This window comes from Cupriavidus sp. CPT47-8839-RL05A (assembly GCF_058792255.1).
The window spans coordinates 61,988-79,479 of the sequence record NZ_JBYTEG010000028.1; the positions used below are offsets into that span (position 1 = coordinate 61,988).

The following is a 17,492-nucleotide window of genomic DNA, read 5'->3' on the forward strand; positions in this document are numbered from 1 at the left end:
ATAGCGTCAAAGTCCTCCGGTTTCTTCACGAACAGATTTGCGCGGCAGTTCAGGAAGTGATGCTGGTTGAACGCATCAGCATCGAAGTCAGCGTCCCCTCCTAAGGAGGGGACGGGTCGTACCGCACTATGCCGATGTAAACTGCGTGAGAGCTTCAGTCAAGATATAAGTATCGATTACATCTGGTCTAAGTTTCGTTTTGGCGGGGGCGGGCATATGACGCCTTTGGCGCCGGTTCAGAGGTGTGTTTCCTAATGCAAGATGAGCCTTTTTCGACGGTGTCTTTAGCAGAAAAAATCCGCGGCATTGTCGATTCCCACCATATCAACGCACGCATCAACCGCGTTGACTTCTCTTCTTCCACGCACCCTTGCGTGAGCGCGCACTTTCTGTATCCCGTCTTCAAGGGGCGACAGCCGACAATGGAGGCGCTGGCGAAGATGCTGGTTAGGGAAATAACGAAATTCTGTGCCACTCGTTCCGACCGACGCAAAGCCAACCGTCGAGATGCGGAAGTCGGCGAGCTGGAAACGGGTGCGGTCGAGGAGCTCGCTGCGAAAGCGCGGAGCTTGTTCATGGCGCCCGACGCTGAGGCCCGGTCGGGAGAGGCTGGGGAACTACTGCTTTACGCACTTATTGAGCACTACCTCCGCGCACCTTTGATTGTCTCGAAGATGAGGCTTAAGACCAATGCCAACATGCCAGTGCATGGCGCTGACGGTCTTCACGCTGCATGGTGCGAGAAAACCGACGCACTGATTCTGTATTTCGGAGAATCGAAAATGCATCAGTCGTTCGCTAGCGCGATGCAAGATGCAGCGGAATCAGTGGCGGCATTAGTGACCAATGCTGAAGGCCGATTGGAACGAGAACTCGACCTGGTTTCGAACTTTCATGACTTAGACAATTTTCCCGAGGAAGGCGTTGAGTACCTGCTCCGTTTCCTCAATCCGTTCGAGACCGAAGAAGGAAATCGAAGAATCGACCGATTTGCGATACTCGTTGGTTTCGACTACCACGCATATGGAAAGCTTGCTGAGGTGCCTGTGGCTGACGTCGAGGAAACCTTCCTCGGCTTCTACAAGGCGGCGATGAACCAAAAAGTTGGCACAGCGCACGGGCATCTCACGCGAAACGGAATTGAGCCTGAAAACGTAGATTTGTTCATCTTCCCTGTGCCGTCGGTGGAATTGTTCAGAGCGAAGTTCCAGGAGGCCATGAATGTCTGAGTTTTCTTTCAGGCTTGCAGAGCGCATCGAAACCAGCCCGCTATTCCAAGAGGCGCTTGCTGACCTGCAGCAGCAAAGCCTTATACCCTTGGTCGGCGGTCTGCCTAGCCTAGAGTCGGTTCGGGCGGCCAGGTTGAGTGAGGCGGCTATTGCCTTGGCACGCTCAACGGAGCCTAGGCATCATGGCCTTGCCCAAGAGATTGCATACTCTTTGGCCGCTTGTCATGCAGACTCGAGGCTTCGCGGCGTGTGGCGTCACATTCTTGCCGAAACTGGGAACTTTCCTGCCGGTGACTATCTCTCGGACAAGCCTTTAGCAGAACAAGAGTTGCCCTGGACCCTAAAGGTACGTGAAGCCGCTCGCCGGAGCCAAAACACTGTTACCGTTCTCGGCCATGAGATTGTGTTCACGGACTTCCAGGCTGACGTGTGGTGGCAATTGCACGGGCACCAGTTTGTGAATGTGTCCGCGCCCACGTCCGCGGGCAAGTCCTTCTTGGTGCAGACGTACTTGCTTGACGAGTTGGCCAGCAGTCGGCTGCCCAGAAACATCGTCTACCTCGTTCCGTCGCGGTCCCTCATCTTTGAGGTGCAGGCAAGTCTCACACGAGCACTGAAGCCACTCGCAGACAGGGTTGTAGTTAGCAGTGTCCCTCAGTTTCATGACGAGTTGCATGCCGGCAAGAGCCTGGTGTTTGTCATGACTCAGGAGCGCCTCCAGACAATCCTGAATGAATCCACGATTCAATTCGATGTCGTAATCGTCGACGAAGCCCAGCAGATTGGCGAGGCTGACCGCGGAATTCTTCTGCTTGGGTGCTTGGAGGACGCTCTTGCACGGCGGCCGGCGGCCAAGATGCTCTTTATCACTCCTAGCTCCAAGGACGCTCGTACCATCGCGCCATTGCTAGGGGCAAAGGCTGTGCAAACCGTTCGAAGCGCAGTTCGACCGGTCCGTCAGAACTTGCTGTTCGTGAGCTGTAGTGGTCGCAAGCCGAAGAGAATGCTCACTGTCGAACTCTATCGGCAAGGACAGAAGAATCTGAGTGTCGGAAGCGTTCCGACCCAGCGAAGCATCTCCAAGCGGGACAGACTGGTGACGGCCGCATTGGAGCTTGGTAAAGAAGGGCAGAGCATTGTTTATGCTTGGGCTCCGTCATCGGCAGACACGACGGCCTCCGAGTTGGCAGAGGACCTGCCAGAGACGGAGGACTACGGCGGGTCTCCGCTAGAAGAACTTGCGGAATTCGTAGCAAAGCACATCCACCCAGAATTCCAGCTCGCGAAGGTATTGAGGAAGGGTGTCGGCGTCCACTATGGTCGCCTGCCGACAACCATATCGAAGGCAGTCGAAGAGTACTTCGACGCCGGTTATATCAAGTACCTTGTTTGCACTTCGACCCTGCTACAGGGCGTGAATCTCCCGGCACGCAACATCTTTCTAAACAACCCCAAGAAGGGAACCGCGGGCCCGCTGGAGGCAAATGAGTTTTGGAATCTTGCCGGACGTGCAGGGCGTTTGAAGCGGGACACGCATGGCAATGTGTTCCTAGTCGACTATGAGGATTGGGATTCACAGCCCATTGCAGACCAGCAAACCACTGATGTAGTGCCGTCGATTTGCGAGGCGCTGGGAGCGAGACAGGAAGCGGTGCTGGCCTTTGCACAGAACCATGAACATCCGTCTGGTGTAAAAGGGCTGGCGCTGGCGGAAAGCGTGTTCACGCGTTTGTTCCTGGATGCTCGTGAAGGTTCGATTGACCAAACTATCGAGCGTGCTCTGTTGCGTTATCCAGGAGTTGACGCGTCGGCGCTGAAGGCAGCCGTGATTGCCGCACAGGACCGAGTAACGTTGCCGACGTCTGTCCTTAGGCGCAACAACTTGGTATCTCCATTGCGCCAGCAAAAGCTGTACGACCATTTTACGAGTCAGCTGTCTGAGGGCTTCCTGGACAGCTTGATTCCTGTGCATCCATGGATGAACTACCCAGACCCGAAAACAAGGCTGGAGACAGCCTTCCGCGCGATTCATACGCATCTCGAAGGCCGAATAACGAACGAGGAAGCCTATTACGGCTGGTTTGCACTGGCGTGGATGCGCGGCGAGCCGCTGCATTCCTTGATAAATAACAGGGTGGACTGGGAGCGACGTCGGCTCAAGCTCGATGAGGTTGAGCCGGAAATGGTCGGCTCGCTTGCCAGAAAGGTGATGGAGCAAGTTGAGACAAAGTTGCGCTACCACTACGTCAAGTATCTGCGGTGCTACCTTGACATCCTGAAGCACAAGCTTTTGGAGGTTGGCCGCCAGGATGAAGCCGAAATGCCACCGATTCCACTGTTCTTAGAACTAGGTGCCTCGGCGAAGACGATGGTCTCCGCGATGGAGCTCGGTATGTCTCGGATTGCTGCCATGGAGGTTTCGGGGCTCCTGCCAAGGGATAAGGAAGCTGTATTCATCCGCCAGGAGCTGAGGGGAAAGCAGTTTAGGCGAGCACAGCTTTCGTCGTTTGTTCTTCGCGAGCTTGAGCGACTCGGATTGCTAGACTGAGGTTAGCTGTGAGGGCGCGAGAGCGCACGGCTGTTTGGTGTGTCTGGACTCAGCTACGTAAAGACCATCAACGCAGATTGACATGAGCAATTCTTCCGCCGCTGGCGACATCAGCGCATATCGGACGCTACCACTCGTGCTCTGGCTAGCATATTTCAAAGGCGTCAAGCTCGTGCAATCGCCTGCGGATTGGAATGATAGGTCAGAATCCGAGTGCTCACCGGTCATTGCGGTGTGTGCTTTGGATGTCTTGTAGGTAGGCTGCGCATTCGGAACGCATCGATTGCACCGCGGCGACCACCGCGCGATTGCCGTCCAACACCTCCTTGACCAATGTTTTGAATGCGTCGGTCGTTTGTGCATAGGCGCCTATGTATCCCGATTGAATCAGGTCCGTGAAAGAGCCTTGGCGGATGTACCTTCCTGCCAGAGCGTTGTAGCTGACGCGAATCCCTCCGCTCTGGCCCAAGCATGCTGGCGTGTGCAGCAACGTCTCATAGTGGTCAATCGAGGTGATGATGCTGCCGTTTGAGAGCAGGCCATTGCGCTTTACGAACTTCAGATAGAACACCCCAGGATTTAATCGATACTCTCCCGGGGCAGGGAGGTGCTGCGCCGAGAACTGTTTCATACGAGACATCTCCTCAGCCATATTATCGTCCGGCCGGTAAATCCAGTCAGTCACTCCATCTCGCCTTCCGTTCGGCTCAAGCATCTTGTACTGAACCATCACAAGGTTGTGCTTCGTGAGATTCAGATAGATTAGGTCTACCCCGAACACGTACTCCAAGTCACGTCGATTGGCAGTGAAGACCTCCAATTGCTCCGTGCCCTTTTCGAAGAAAGCGCGTCCCGTGATGTCGCTGCTTACTAAGGTGTATCCCGGCACCGTTCTGGCGTCGTGCTCAATTACGGAATCTTCCCGTAGCGGTATGCGAGCAAGGGCTGTCTCCCTCCTTCCCACGATGTCGACCCGCTCGGCACGGTCACGTGCAGCGATGCCAAAGGTCATTAGCGCGGTCTGAACGGCATCTTCCTGGAAGGCTGAAAAGCCGCTGTACCGCTTTGGAGTCGTCAGGGATTCAGAAAGCTGGCGAAGAGCCTGTTGGTTCTGGGGGATTGTCAATAAGACGCGGAGAATCACCTCGCTGAGCTTAGGCGAGAGCAGTAGGAGGTTCGCGTCCGATTCCAGCTTCTTTCGGAGAATCGAAGCGTGGGTGCCTGCGGGCATCAGGGCGGCTAAGCCTCCCTCGTTCTCCGGTACGATACTGGTTCCCCGCTTCACCTTGAGGCGGGTCTCGAGCGTAGTGACTCTGCCTCGCGACGTTATGAGGCCGAGGTAGGCGACGTCTTGCGGTTCCTCATCACGAAATCCCCAACCGCCCAACCTTCCAAAAACCAAGCAAAGCGTTGACGCCTTGATGTCTCTGCAAAGGTCATGTGCGCGCGCAATCGTGAACTCCCTTAAGCCTAGGCGAGAAGTGAATAGCTGCTCGCTGTCTGATTCGCTCAGCCGAAGGATGGCGAACGGCTTATCTCCTACATGCTTGCGCAGTTCATCTAGCCAAGGTTCCGCAGGTGTGAGGGTCATGGGGTAGCCCGATGCTGTAATGCCGCCTATTCTGCCGGATAGATACTGAAATTGAGTATCTAATGTGGCTTGGTATCGAAATATTCCCTATGGAGAAACAACCTCATGGCAACTTAATTGCAGGCGCAAAAGGAAGCATTCGAATCTCAGCTCGAAGAAGCTCGGTCATGGAGGACGCCGCCCGCACCCTACAGCCAGAACGTAGCTGTGCCAGGGAGGCCCGTCTCCGCATCTAGCAATTTCGCTCCCTCGCGCTTGGGACCGCGCCTAGATAGGGTCGAACGACTCCAGGTATTCGTCGGCGCTTTTGCGGACACCGTTCAGATTGAAGCGTTCAAGCATCATGCTGTCGAGTTCATTGAGCTTTGGCGATACATAAACACTGCCATCGTTTCGATTCCGATGAGCCATCAGTTCAGCCATGTTCCCGTCGCGCAGCGAGTGCCCCACCACTGCGACTGGATTTGAGGCCAGGAGTTTGCGAGCTGCCTTAAATGCCGGCTGCTTCTCGATTGCCAGAAGGTCGCTTGTGGTAAGGCAAAGCGACTCGACGTCTGTAATACTTCCGTTCAATTTGAAAATACGAAGCGTTCCATCGTCCGTGGTTTCATCCGCGGTGTGGGGAGTGACCACTTTGAAAGGAACGTTTTTAGCAATGCAGGCCAGCTCGAAAAGTGTGTCGAAGTTGGTCGTTACAATAGCCTTAAATTTCGTAACCGCATGCTCATGAGCAACTGTCGGTTTCACCACTTGGGGGGTGTTCATGGCTTCCTGAACTGTCTGTAACAGGTTCGACCTGCCACGGCGTGACTCCATAAATGCCGCTATCTCACTGAACGTGTGTCGCGCCAGAACTGACAAGTCAGGTGCAGGAGGCCACAATCTGGTGGCTAGGACGTTGGACAAAGCCAATGCGCTTGGATAACCGGCAGAAAGTGATAAGCCGGCTCCCGCTACCAGCACCCACTGTGATTCTTTTCCCGCGGAGTAACGCCCTGCGTGCGAATTCGGAGTGAAAGTTGGAGCGTGGATAATATTCGCGTCCCGTTTGCGAACGTTTTGCTTAATGAAGGAGTCCATCAATAGGTCCGCGACGGCATTGGACACCTTATCCTCAAGGTCATCTGCCCAGTCGAATTCCGTCCGGAATAATCCACCTTCCCAGTTGGACACCTCGCTCCAGAATGCGTCGCGACGGTCATCTTTCTTGGCGCCATATGAAAGCTTCTTCTTGAAGGTCATTACGGGAATGCCCAAACTGCGCGCAAGGTCGAATTCCAAGTGGGTAACAGACTTGCCTTGTCCGGCACCGTAGCCATCGTCCGGTATCCAGCCATAGTTGCCGCCGAGAATAAGCACACAAATATGGCATTGCTCCATCTTGTCGCGGATTACTTCCCAACTTGACCCCCCGGTTGGACTAAATGTCTCGGCATGGACCGGCTCCATGTTGAAAGTTTGGAGGCGCTTCACAACGGCACGACGTTCGTTTTGCAAGTCGTCCATCGTACTACTAATGAATACGCGAATTTTGTTTGACATAATTGACTGGAGACTAAGTACAGAAAGGCGGGATACGCTGGGGCGACTCCCTCTGGAGGCACCTACAAAGGTTGTCGGCCAACTGCTGGTACTTTGGAGTGTAATTTAGTTTTCGAACGCGATTCGCCGCCGCTGTGAGCGGCCTTCGGCACAACGACTCACATTGGCGCTATAGGTGTTCGTTGTTGGAAACATGTCGCCGACTCTCCAACATTGCCGCACGTTTCGTCAGTGCGTTTCTAAATCCACAGACCCTCATAGTTTGCTGACCTCGACGAAGGGGGACGCGACGGCCGTCGAATCGAGACGGGAAGCGGTATTGGCGAGCCGACGCCGACGACCATCGCTTCCCCTTGCCCGAGCGTCGGCAAAAACGTCGCAGCAGACGAATCCAAATCGCCGCACGCCTTCTCCACTACATTTCTGTCACGCTCATTAATGAGTCGGTGGACGATAAACATGCCCATCTGGCTGAGAACATCCTCGGGAATGTCCCTTGGTCGTTGGGTCGCAAGAACACAGGTCAGTGAATACTTGCGGCCTTCCTTTGCAATCAGCCCGAAGGCATCCAGGTCCGTCCGAGAGAGCTCGTCGCCAACGGACTTATCCAAAAATTGGTGCGCCTCGTCGAGCAGCGCAACCACTGGCATGTTGGCGAATTGGCCTTGGCGGGCGAGCCCCAGCAGGTGGCGGCCGACGGCGTTTGCAATGACCTCTCTCGCATTGTGCTCAAACGACAGGAACTCCAAGCTGACGCGAAGAACGCGCTGGTTTGGGTCTGCCAGGAAAGCCTGTATTACAGCCGGGAGAGCATGGAGTCCCGCAGGCGCGAACAAACACTGAAGGCCGGGAGAACTAATCTCACTCTCTATGCGAGACATCAGTGTGACGCATGCTGACTGCTCGTTGGGGGTAGGCCCACCCCAATGCGTCAATGCTTGGGCACCAAAGGCGCTGGGATATACGCATTCCTCCCAAACCTGGCTGGATAACTTTGTGATGTCGAAGTGCGCACCCGGTTGGCTTAGGGCCACTGCATTCTGGACGCATGCTTGCTCGAAAATCTGCTTCTGCTGGCCGGCCTTACGAATCAACCCGCCATTCGTGAGAGCGGGGACCATGCTCGCGACCTTCAGGCTCTTCAGTGCCTCCTTGAGCTTTGGCGCCTGCACACCAGCGCTGGGACGAAGCAACACAAAAAGGTCGGACTCTGTCAGCTGCCAGTAGGGGAAACTGACAAATTGCCGATGGTCGTTGGGACCCGTCGCTCTACCACCAAGATGTACATGATAGACACCTGGTGCGTCTTGGGTCTGGAACTCGCCTGTCGCGTCGAATAGAATGGCTTTGCCGCCCAGGCGGACAATTTCTTCTACTATCAGTGCCAGCGTCCAACTTTTGCCACCTCCGGTGGCGCCCAGGATGGCGCAATGCCGGCCAAGAAGCTGGCTGGGAGACAGGGAAACGAGAGTGTCCCGGGCGTGGGGAAAGTTGGCGAGACGGATTCGTCGGTTCTCTGGAGTGTTACCGAATTCGACAATTTGCTTAACCAACTGGGGATGCGCTGAAAAGACATGTTGTCCGATTCGAGGAGCTACGGGAACACCTCGTAAGGCCATTCCGGTTTGAGGGTCGATTGCGGTAAGCAGTTGGACCACGCCAACTGGGTTAGGCCGCTCATTGCGCTCACGCATAGGTTCGACAGCCAGACGGTCTCGCTCGGGCAGACGAGTTTCGACCAACCGACCAAGCACGGCATGCTCCTCACCCTCGATAATGATGAATTCGCCCACTTGGCCGCGCTGGAACGGATAGCCGCCCACGTGAGTACTACCAGGCTGAGGTGCGAGCGGTAGATTCAAGTCTACCGATGCCGGACGGACCGTGCAGACCGAGCCGATGTACCGCTGTCTGTCGTAAGGTGAGACAACGAGTCCGCTCATGCTGCACCAACACGGCGGAGCCGCTCCATATGGCGTTCGAGGTCTGTTTCCGCAGCAAGGTCTGGCACAAGAGAAACTACTTCCTCAAAGCCAGTATTCAGCAATGAGATTCGCGCGTCGCCCTCGCTAGCGAGACTGTGCAACCGTCCTAGGTGACGATTGGTCCCACATTCGCCCGGGCCTTGCTGCTGACCGCTAATCCAAGGCGCTAGTCCGGGGCTTACTACGACAACCTTTAGCGCAAGGTTCGAACGTACGGCGGACATGATGGGTTCTGCAAGGTGATTGTCATTGAAGCCAAATCCAACTACCAGTAGGCCGGTATCGGGCATACGCAGGGCAGATTGAAAGGCGCCAATCATCTCCAGGTACGGTTGCTCAAACGCCAACTCGTACTTGGAGTTCCGTGGATAAATCAGGACCGGCGTGCCCCCCGTCGTCCACTTCGTGATTTCGCCAGACGGTTGACGCTGCCAATCCACTGACCCGTGCAGTTTGTACAGATGAAATAGATTGGGGATAGGGTCAAGCGCCTCTGTGTCAGCGACGCGCCGTACCGTCTCGTAGGTGAAATGGATTGCGTCGAAGGTGGGAGGCGTTGTATGAGAGAAGCCGTCCACGACCACATAGCGACCTTGGCGCCCCGCTTCTTCAAAACAGCGGTCGTAGTTAGTCGTGAAAATCTTGGCGCGTGACTTTCGCTGCGAACGCCTCGCAATCCGACGGAGGAACTCAGCGTGCGTCGGTAGGGCGTGGTTAACGGATACGAAATTGGTGGCTTCGATGATGTTGGCTTCAGCCAAAGCAATAAACCGGACTACCGCTCCCTTTTGCTGGTCGCCAAGGAAAGCCTCTGCCAGTTTGCAACGCGATAGTAGTGCCTCGATGTCTCGTGTTTGCGCCGGGTGGCCCACTACGCTCAAGATTTGGAGAAAGGGCAAATTTGGAGGATTCGCAGCGGCTAGGTTTTGCTGCTGCTCCACTCGAAGCCACAAATCGAGCATCGTGGGCGCCTTTGGCGCTCCGGCTGCCATCGGTTGAACGCATAGCGATGTTCCCAGGCCAGAAAGCACAACCAAATTCGTACAAAGCAGGACATCGGCAAGTGCGCGTTTGGCTTCGGAAAAGGCCGGGTCATCAGCGGGGAGAAGCCCAACGCCAACAGCATCCGGTTGCTGCTGCTCCAGCCTGGCCATCCAGCCATTGGTCCTCGAAGTTAGAATTTTCATATGCTCCCACCTAGGTGTTTTTTGAATGAGGCAAGCATTTGCGCCTAGATTATGCGTATGAATGCGGCGCAGAGCGGCTGCTAAAGCGTTACGTCGATACTATGGGCTGGTCTACGTTGCCGAAGTGGCTAGGCATGCAATCCCACGGCTGGTATAGATTTTTGTCGACGATTCGCTGCGCCCGGCGGACTCCTTCTGCATTGAGTCTGGGTGATGTGTCCAACAGGTGAATTTTCGTTCCAAGCTGTGCGAACCCGTCAGCTGATAGTTACGATGTGTCAATTTACAAGAAAATCATGAACAATAGGAATCGTACCAGTGAGGTTAACCATCGCTGCAAGCTCATTAGAAGATGACCGTAGTAAAGCACACGGCAGGCTTGGTTGTGATGCGCCAATTCGGCGGCCAGTGGCGCTGTCTAGTCCTGCGCGCGTATCGGAACTGGGACTTCCCGAAAGGGCAGCCAGAGCCTGGCGAAGTACCGTTGCAGACGGCACTGCGCGAGACCACAGAGGAAACCGGGCTGTCTGAGCTGGAATTGCCTTGGGGCGAGGACTATCGCGAAACTGAGCCGTATTCGAAGGGAAAGGTCGTGCGCTTATATCTCGCATTGTCGAGCCAAGGAGATGTGAGTCTCCCAGTCAGCGCTGAGCTTGGTCGCCCGGAACATCACGAGTTTCGGTGGGTGCCCCTTGATAGAGCGAAAGAGCTGATGCCGCCGCGGTTCTGGCCCATTCTGCAGTGGGCACAGGATGTCGTCACGAACCCGGGCGTCTGACCTTTACTGCAGCCTGTATCGACAAATGGCAACGCACGCCGGCATGATGCGGCCAGCGACCGGAGCACTTCCTCATCGTCGAAGAGGTGTAAGCAATCATGGAGGGACCTGAAGGCCCCTAGAACGCACTCTTCTATGAGTGGTGCTCCTCATGGCTCGTCGACCACCGGCGTAGCAAGGCATTCCCTGGGAAGGTCGTCGTACATCGGGACAAAGTCGCTTTCGGATATGCGGCGTAAATAGCCTTGCTCGTCCAGCCAGCGCAAGTACGCTAAAACGGCAACCCTTACTCGGATGTCTGAACCCGGTGGGAATTCATATCTACTAGACAGCCACTTGGTAACTACTCCGGCGTTCAATTCCTGATAGGCGTCGCCCATACCCGCCAAGGCGCCCCTGACAAACCGCCGAAAGACATCGGCTTGCCAGATTCGACGCGAGACTCCCAACGCGTCATCCCACATGACTGGGACGTCGAGAAGCGAAGGCCATTTGAGGGCGTTGATGCCTAGTTTGGCCGTGATGAAGGCCAACTTGCGTGGTTCGGGACTGTTGAGAAAGCTCCGATTTGCGGCTTCGACCTTTCGTCTTTGCGACGGAGAAAGCCTCCCATTCTCGCTCCAGTCGCTAATCCATGGCTCCCTAACGTACGGTCGCTCACGCTCCTCAAGTTTCTTGGTTTCTCTGGTCGCTCGGTGCCGCGCGGCCTCATCAGTTGCTGACTGCTGCTCACGTATTTCCCGCAGCTTTGCTTCGGTCTCGAGTAACCCTGGGTAATACAACCATGACTTGTTATCAATCGAATCCAGGAGACGAGTCTTCAAATCCGCGGCTGTTACCGCCCGCGGCATGTCTGATAAGTCGACCTCGACTGCGGGGATTTGGAGCGCATTGAGCTTCGCCTTCTTTCCCTTGTTGGAGAAATGTGTGACTGCTACTTCGATGATGAGGCGCTCGTCCCCGAAGGAAACGACAAAGTCCGGACGTATATCACCTAGGGGAAGTTCAACCTCGCCTGGGGCTTCCCAGTGAACTGTGCGCTCTCCACAGAGATGAATATCCTTTTCACTGGGCAGGACGTAGGCCCGACAAATCAAGCCGGGTGTACGGAAATGGCGAGCATCGAGCAGTATCTGCTTTGCCATGGCGTGGACAGCTGTTTCGAAGGCCGTCTCGCAGTTCCCCTCCGTCTTGTGCGCAAAATGCCAAACGTTTATGTCTCCACGCTTGGCGACGAGTGGGCTTTTGCAGGCAGCACAATGAAATGGGCCTGCGTCATGGCGTGAGAGTGCGCGTGCCTCTACAACCCTCCCCGTGCCATCGATGGCGAACGGAACTCTTAGTTGAGCTGTCACGGCGGAGTCATCAGTCGCACTTGGGTGAGCACAATATCCATCTAACCACACCGGATTCGCCGGTTGTTTGTTCAGTTCGACGCAGTACGCTACCCTGCATTACGATTTAGCCACAGCAAGCACGCCGCTACCTTTCGTTGCCGTGTATTTGTGCGTGCTATTAATCAAGGAACGGCGTTATGGACTTGCTGTAGCCGTGCTGGATACCAGACGAGAAGAATCCGCCGCAAACTGATTTCCTAGTACACGGCACACATTCTGGCGCGTACTCGTTCTTCCAGTCGGAAATGGACTTGACGTAGGAATGTTGTACGTCGGGATTCACGAGACAAAGTGGGTGGTTATACACGGACGTCCTAACCCCGTAGCTCGTCAGAATCCTGACTGCCTTGCTCAGCTCCGCCTTGTAGTCCACCGGGTCAATCCAAAGCGCATCCAGGTTTGCGCGGGTGAATCCGGTCATCTCCAGCGCCATCAGTGCCACATGGTCGACGAACAGGAGATTCCGAGCAATAAATTCAGCCAACGCCGGCAACCCTTGATAGGTTTGTTTGTGCAGGACGACGCGTACCTCTACTTTCTGGTTTAGACGCTTAAGGTTCAGAATGCCTCGAATAGTTTCATCAAACGCCCCCTTTGCCTGGACCACATAGTCGTGCCGGGCCGGGTCAGCCGAGTAGACCGGGATACCGACCATCATGTCTGGGTGCTGAACCGCTGCATACTTCTGCGCGAAGGCCGCGTCAGCAAAGGTCCGGCCGTTCGAGAGGATATGCAGTGAGGTATGTGGCAGCCAGTTTTTTATATGGCGAAGTAGCCCGATAAAGCCGTCCCCGAACAAGGTGGGCTCCCCTCCCGTAATGCCTAGGGAGCGGGTCTGCCGGGGGATAAGGCGAATAGCCTCCATGGCCTCTTGCAGGAGCCAGCTGTCATCCACCCGCTTCGGCGGTTGCGAGCACATGAGACAGTAGTTGTTGCACTGCTCAGTCAGTAACAGGCTGTTGTGGTCGGAGCTCGCTCGGAACAGCGTACGAACACGGCCATCATTGCTGAGGCCGATGACATCGCCATCGTCCAGATAGCGAAATTCGTCGCCCAATAGGGTGCAAGTCGCTCCGGCTTCCAAGCCGTCTGGCTTGGTATTGAAGGCGAGGTAGTGCTGGAAGCCTACAGGAACTGCCCCGTCCGATTTGACCAGGAAGGCTTTGCCTTCCCGTAGGGGGCGGGGTAGCTCCCGGCTTGTGCTGAGGCTTAACAGCTGACGCTTGGCTGTCTGGTCGTGCAGCTGAATGACGCGCCCGGACAGTGTCAGCATCGGTTCACCCACCGCATAAAGATTTCCTTGGTTTCTTCATCACTGCTCATGATTTCTAGGAGGTGTTTGGTCACGCCCATCATCCGCGTGCAGAATTCCGACTCCGGTTTGCGGCCCAGGACATCGCCATACATCCCATGGTGGAATACAGGGTCCGCACCGCACCAGGGCTCAAACGCGCAATCGCTGCACATGGGCGCAGAGAGCGTAAAGGAGTCCTCTAGGGCGTTGAGCAGGGCATCTGCCGTGAAGATTTCTTCATAAGTGTTCTGGTGAACATTGCCCAATCGGAACGTGGTATCCCCCATCTCCCGCAGCATCCGGCTCTCGTCCGAGGCGTACACATCCCCGTCATAGTTGAACACCACGGCCGCAATACCTGCCCCAGCCGGATTCATCAGGTCGACGAACCCCGGGTCGCTGGAGGACAGCATCTTGGTCAAGATGAGGCAGGAGTAGTACTCGGTGAAGTGCAACCCCGCCTTGTTGAGCTCCAGGATATATGCGAGGCCTTCCCTGTAGAACTGCAGCCAGCGTTCGGCGTTGTAGGCTTGGAAGCTCTTGGTCTTCAGCGCGAACCCATAAGGGGACAGGTGCCTCAGAAAAATGCCATCGAAGCCGTGCTTGACGTACTCGTCAATGATGTCCTTGACACGGTTAAGGCTGGTTGGAGACGTGGTCATCAGCGCCGAGACCGAGTCATAGCCCACGATGTCCCGAGCGCGCTTCAAGCCCGCTACGAATCGCGCGTGACTGTCCCGGCCCGGTCGCGGCCGGTTTTTGTTATGCAAGTCCTCCGGGCCGTCCAGAGAGGAGGACAGGTAGATTTTGTGGTCACGACAGAACTCTAGGATTTCATCCGTGGCAAGCGCCAGGGTCGTCGTGATGACAAACTGGAGGTCACGGCCTTCGGCCTGACCGCGCTGCTCCGCCTTTTCTACGACGTAGCGAATCAGGTCAAAGTTGAGCAGCGGCTCACCGCCCTGAAATTCAATCTTGATGGCAGGGTTGGGCGAACGGAAGACAAGGTCCAGCGCCTTGTCTGCGGTCTCCGGCGTCATGTCAAAGGCCGCCTTATTCTCGGACTGGCGAGACACCTGACAATACTGGCAGCTGTGGTCGCAGCGAAGGGATACAACGAACAGATGCAAGTTCGTAAAATTGGCCAGCTTGCTGAACTTGGTCCTGGTCTTCAGCGCCAGAAGTTCAAGGCTGGCGGCATCACCTTCCTGCCGCAGGAAATGTCGAGAGCGTAGCGTAACGTAATCCGGGTCGGTCGGCGCCAGGCGATGTGCAATCAAATCTTCCAGCTTCTGGCGGGACAAGAATGTGAATTCGCCAACGGCATTGGTGAGCACCACCTCATCGTCACCCAGGGCCTCGAAACGTAACGGCAGAAGCTCATACTTGCCGGTGTCAGCAGCCACATAGCTTTCAAGAGGTTGGAACTTGCTCATCCTTGCAGCCCAGTACGTGAGAAAGCGTAGGCCAGTATCAGATTGCGAGCGGGCTCCGTTTCTTCTTTGATTTGCAATCGCAGTTGCTGGTCAAGTAGCTCCCGCTTAAAGTTTGCCAAAATATTTTCAAATGGCGTCTTGACGCCCGGAACGGGCTCAATCTCGCAAACCAGCTTACCTTCGGTCTGGGAAATCAAGATGGTCAACCGGTCGATAAATCGATAAGCCGCTTTTTGTACGGCCTCCAGTCGGTAAACAGTGGGGTCTAACTCTAGGCGCGCTGACATAATGCCCTCAAAAAACCGGCCCTCGAGGGAGCCGGTTCTAATGGACTTCCATGGTTTTAATAACGACTGGAGTAGTGCGACCGGTGGGACGCGTGAGACGCGTGAGACTCATGCCATGCCATGAGCTTGCCATTTTCTGTGGCGCGCTTCAAAACGAAATTGAACGCATCGCCTTTGGCATCCTGAATCGAAAGCTTTTCCGTAGGGACTGCGCCGGAAGGCTTAACAACATCCGACGGTAGCGTTGGCGCAACGGTAGGCGCCTGTATGGCCGACGCGTTCTGCGTAGCAAAACCGGCGGCAACAACGGCGAAAGCTTTAAGGAACCCCTTCATTTTGACCTCCCTAGTTGTTGGGCTTACAAAGCATAGCCTAGGGTCAATGTCAAGGCAATTGACACTTTCTAACAAATGGCTCTTTCCAATCGCTTCGTCGAATCAGGAGGCTCCTCGTTGGGCGTACGAGCGCAGTTACCCGGGGGCTGTTAACCCTGGCATCAGGTGTGATGCGATAAGCCGACGAGCAGGCAATCTCAGGGCACCCCTATTCAGTAGGGTGTTCGAAGTCAACGTCGTGAGCTATTTACCGCGCTTTACGTGCATTCGTAACAGACTTCTGCCCATGCCAGTTCAGGTACCGCGTGCCGGAATTCTGGCAGTGCGCGCTTGGATGCGTCATCACCCAATTGTGGTATTACAAACCTAGTTGAATCCCTGGCCTCGACAAGTGCCCATGGCAGTCGCTGCTGAGAGCTTGAGTCGGGTTGTATGAGGTAGTCTCAGCGAGCCGTAACCTTCCGCTGATAAAAAATAAGTATTTCTAATATCTGAATTTAGCATTGTTGTGGGATTGATAAGTCCGCCACCTAGTCTTGGTATCCTGCCTTGCTGAGTCGTGGGTGCCGTGGGCAAGGCCAAAGTAGCAAGCGGGTGGCTGTGATGCTGTTCGGGCGCTGAGCCTTGCGGGTACGACCACCGGCTTTCAGTCAGCATGTACCTACTACTTTTTGGGGGACGGGATAATGGGCTGGAGTTTTAGGAAAAGTATCAAAGTAGCGCTGGGTGTCCGTATTAACTTCAGCAAGCGCGGGGTAAGTACGTCAATTGGCGGAAAAGGCCTTACCTACAACTCTCGCGGGCGTGTCACGGCGAGCATCCCCGGCACCGGAATCCGGTATACGCAGAATCTCAATTCGCGAAGAACATCCCGTCCTGTCGGTTCTGTCGTCGCGGGTAGTAGTCGTATCGACCCCGAAACTACCGAGCGCCTGTCAAAACGAGAGCAGGCAACCCGAGAGTTTGTCTTAATGGTGCAGGCTCGGACGTCAACCGCATTGGTGCATTACTTCATATCAAACGGCGTCTACGTGGAAGTCGGTGACCTGAGCGAGGCCGTCACCCTGGAGGAACATCAATCTTTTCTCGAGACCCTGTCACGAGAATTCGAAGCCACCACAAAGGCCGTTAGGTTGGCCGTCGACATTGGCTCGATTTCACTTGCCGAGAAAGAGAAGGCGATGCTGGCGGTGTATGAAATAGAAAGGAAATGCTCGGCGCAACATGGAACTCAGGGTGAGCTTGAAGCTGCGTCAAGCGTGCTTCTGAGTAGGGTGCGTGAGTGGCCGAAACCGCCGGGGCTCATGGCGCCGTTTTTAGCAGGGCTGCTTGGTTGCTTCTTTATGCTTGCCCACAACGTGCCTGCCGGATTGACCTTAGTCGGTTTCGCACTCGCGTACGGAGGCTACCGTACCTCTGCGTTCATGCGCCGGAAAGCTGCTGCTGCGACGGCGATTGCCGAGGCAAACGAACGGTTTGACGCCCAGGTCTCCGTTGAAGTGACTCCCCGGCCCGCTGTCGCCGCAGGCAACGACTACATGTCGCAGAAGACCATCGGATTGGGGGCGGTGATTTTGGGCGCTGCGGTCTACGTTCTGGCTGTATCCCCACACCAAGCCACCAACAAAAGCGACACTCCTACACAACTCGCGACCACGGCGAAGGATGTGCCGGTGGCCACAACCTCAGCGACTTAATTAGAGCATCGGCGATGCCGAGGGCCCTATCGAGTGAAGCCTTTGTCACGGATAGGTTGAGAACCTCCTTGGGCGCAGACCGCAACAATGTGTTCTCTGGCCAGCCGTCTCGTCGGCGCAATCGCTCAGACGCAGCGCGAACGAGTGGGTGCAGAGAAGAAGATGTTTGTTCTGGTAAAGGCTCTA

General features: G+C 55.5%; 13 protein-coding genes and 1 pseudogene. 4 read left to right on the forward strand and 10 right to left on the reverse strand.

Going from position 1 to position 17,492, the window contains the following annotated elements; genetic code table 11:
* Positions 1 to 254 precede the first annotated feature (254 nt).
* Together AC3WVS_RS27785 and AC3WVS_RS27790 are read left to right on the forward strand one after the other, a co-directional pair.
* Positions 255 to 1,229, forward strand: a complete 975-nt coding sequence (locus AC3WVS_RS27785) for a HamA C-terminal domain-containing protein (protein WP_492321195.1) — start codon at positions 255 to 257, stop codon at positions 1,227 to 1,229.
* The gene (locus AC3WVS_RS27790; RefSeq protein ID WP_492321196.1) at positions 1,222 to 3,777 is read left to right on the forward strand and encodes a DEAD/DEAH box helicase; all 2,556 of its coding nucleotides are present in this window, start codon (positions 1,222 to 1,224) and stop codon (positions 3,775 to 3,777) included. The genes AC3WVS_RS27785 and AC3WVS_RS27790 overlap by 8 nt, the downstream gene beginning before the upstream one ends.
* A 217-nt stretch (positions 3,778 to 3,994) precedes the next feature.
* Here the strand turns inward: AC3WVS_RS27790 and AC3WVS_RS27795 are convergent, their stop codons facing one another.
* The 4 genes from AC3WVS_RS27795 to AC3WVS_RS27810 all read right to left on the reverse strand — a co-directional run bounded on the left by AC3WVS_RS27795 (position 3,995) and on the right by AC3WVS_RS27810 (position 10,082).
* On the reverse strand, positions 3,995 to 5,368 hold the full coding sequence (locus AC3WVS_RS27795) for a hypothetical protein (RefSeq protein WP_492321197.1): 1,374 nt from the start codon (positions 5,366 to 5,368) through the stop codon (positions 3,995 to 3,997).
* 267 nt (positions 5,369 to 5,635) lie between these two features.
* On the reverse strand, positions 5,636 to 6,910 hold the full coding sequence (locus AC3WVS_RS27800; protein ID WP_492321198.1) for a DUF4062 domain-containing protein: 1,275 nt from the start codon (positions 6,908 to 6,910) through the stop codon (positions 5,636 to 5,638).
* 239 nt (positions 6,911 to 7,149) lie between these two features.
* Complete coding sequence (locus tag AC3WVS_RS27805) at positions 7,150 to 8,703, reverse strand: ATP-binding protein (protein ID WP_492321199.1); 1,554 nt, start codon at positions 8,701 to 8,703, stop codon at positions 7,150 to 7,152.
* 146 nt (positions 8,704 to 8,849) lie between these two features.
* A complete protein-coding gene (locus AC3WVS_RS27810) occupies positions 8,850 to 10,082 on the reverse strand; it encodes an SIR2 family protein (protein ID WP_492321200.1) in 1,233 nt (410 codons plus the stop codon).
* 352 nt (positions 10,083 to 10,434) lie between these two features.
* Here AC3WVS_RS27810 and AC3WVS_RS27815 point away from each other — a divergent pair, with 352 nt between their 5' ends.
* A complete protein-coding gene (locus AC3WVS_RS27815; RefSeq protein ID WP_492321201.1) occupies positions 10,435 to 10,860 on the forward strand; it encodes an NUDIX domain-containing protein in 426 nt (141 codons plus the stop codon).
* A gap of 149 nt (positions 10,861 to 11,009) precedes the next feature.
* Here AC3WVS_RS27815 and AC3WVS_RS27820 read toward each other — a convergent pair whose 3' ends face one another.
* From AC3WVS_RS27820 to hxsA2, 6 genes and pseudogenes are all read right to left on the reverse strand, one after another.
* Positions 11,010 to 12,005 carry a hypothetical protein gene (locus AC3WVS_RS27820; RefSeq protein ID WP_492321224.1) on the reverse strand — a complete coding sequence of 332 codons (996 nt, stop codon included), beginning with the start codon at positions 12,003 to 12,005 and terminating at the stop codon, positions 11,010 to 11,012.
* Positions 12,006 to 12,041: 36 nt separating this feature from the next.
* Positions 12,042 to 12,266: pseudogene (locus AC3WVS_RS27825) on the reverse strand (competence protein CoiA family protein); the annotation flags it as partial.
* A 109-nt stretch (positions 12,267 to 12,375) separates the two neighbouring features.
* Entirely contained in the window at positions 12,376 to 13,530 is a 1,155-nt protein-coding gene (gene hxsC, locus AC3WVS_RS27830) for a His-Xaa-Ser system radical SAM maturase HxsC (RefSeq protein ID WP_492321202.1), read from the reverse strand.
* A complete protein-coding gene (gene hxsB, locus AC3WVS_RS27835) occupies positions 13,524 to 14,987 on the reverse strand; it encodes a His-Xaa-Ser system radical SAM maturase HxsB (protein WP_492321203.1) in 1,464 nt (487 codons plus the stop codon). Before hxsB ends, hxsC begins: the two co-directional genes overlap by 7 nt.
* A complete protein-coding gene (gene hxsD, locus AC3WVS_RS27840) occupies positions 14,984 to 15,274 on the reverse strand; it encodes a His-Xaa-Ser system protein HxsD (protein ID WP_492321204.1) in 291 nt (96 codons plus the stop codon). Before hxsD ends, hxsB begins: the two co-directional genes overlap by 4 nt.
* 56 nt (positions 15,275 to 15,330) lie before the next feature.
* Complete coding sequence (gene hxsA2 / locus AC3WVS_RS27845) at positions 15,331 to 15,609, reverse strand: His-Xaa-Ser repeat protein HxsA2 (protein WP_492321205.1); 279 nt, start codon at positions 15,607 to 15,609, stop codon at positions 15,331 to 15,333.
* A gap of 686 nt (positions 15,610 to 16,295) precedes the next feature.
* On the opposite strand from hxsA2, the gene AC3WVS_RS27850 reads away from it, so the two are divergent.
* Positions 16,296 to 17,306: a DUF4236 domain-containing protein gene (locus tag AC3WVS_RS27850; protein ID WP_492321206.1), complete on the forward strand. Its 1,011-nt coding sequence runs from the start codon at positions 16,296 to 16,298 to the stop codon at positions 17,304 to 17,306.
* The last annotated feature ends 186 nt before the right edge of the window (positions 17,307 to 17,492 follow it).

Coding starts and splice junctions, on each gene's coding strand:
- hxsD (WP_492321204.1), bottom strand. CDS start 15,274: ATGTCAGCGCGCCTAGAGTTAGACCCCACTGTTTACCGACTGGAGGCC.
- AC3WVS_RS27850 (WP_492321206.1), top strand. CDS start 16,296: ATGGGCTGGAGTTTTAGGAAAAGTATCAAAGTAGCGCTGGGTGTCCGT.
- AC3WVS_RS27795 (WP_492321197.1), bottom strand. CDS start 5,368: ATGACCCTCACACCTGCGGAACCTTGGCTAGATGAACTGCGCAAGCAT.
- hxsB (WP_492321203.1), bottom strand. CDS start 14,987: ATGAGCAAGTTCCAACCTCTTGAAAGCTATGTGGCTGCTGACACCGGC.
- AC3WVS_RS27820 (WP_492321224.1), bottom strand. CDS start 12,005: ATGGCAAAGCAGATACTGCTCGATGCTCGCCATTTCCGTACACCCGGC.
- AC3WVS_RS27785 (WP_492321195.1), top strand. CDS start 255: ATGCAAGATGAGCCTTTTTCGACGGTGTCTTTAGCAGAAAAAATCCGC.
- AC3WVS_RS27790 (WP_492321196.1), top strand. CDS start 1,222: ATGTCTGAGTTTTCTTTCAGGCTTGCAGAGCGCATCGAAACCAGCCCG.
- hxsC (WP_492321202.1), bottom strand. CDS start 13,530: ATGCTGACACTGTCCGGGCGCGTCATTCAGCTGCACGACCAGACAGCC.
- AC3WVS_RS27815 (WP_492321201.1), top strand. CDS start 10,435: ATGACCGTAGTAAAGCACACGGCAGGCTTGGTTGTGATGCGCCAATTC.
- hxsA2 (WP_492321205.1), bottom strand. CDS start 15,609: ATGAAGGGGTTCCTTAAAGCTTTCGCCGTTGTTGCCGCCGGTTTTGCT.
- AC3WVS_RS27810 (WP_492321200.1), bottom strand. CDS start 10,082: ATGAAAATTCTAACTTCGAGGACCAATGGCTGGATGGCCAGGCTGGAG.
- AC3WVS_RS27800 (WP_492321198.1), bottom strand. CDS start 6,910: ATGTCAAACAAAATTCGCGTATTCATTAGTAGTACGATGGACGACTTG.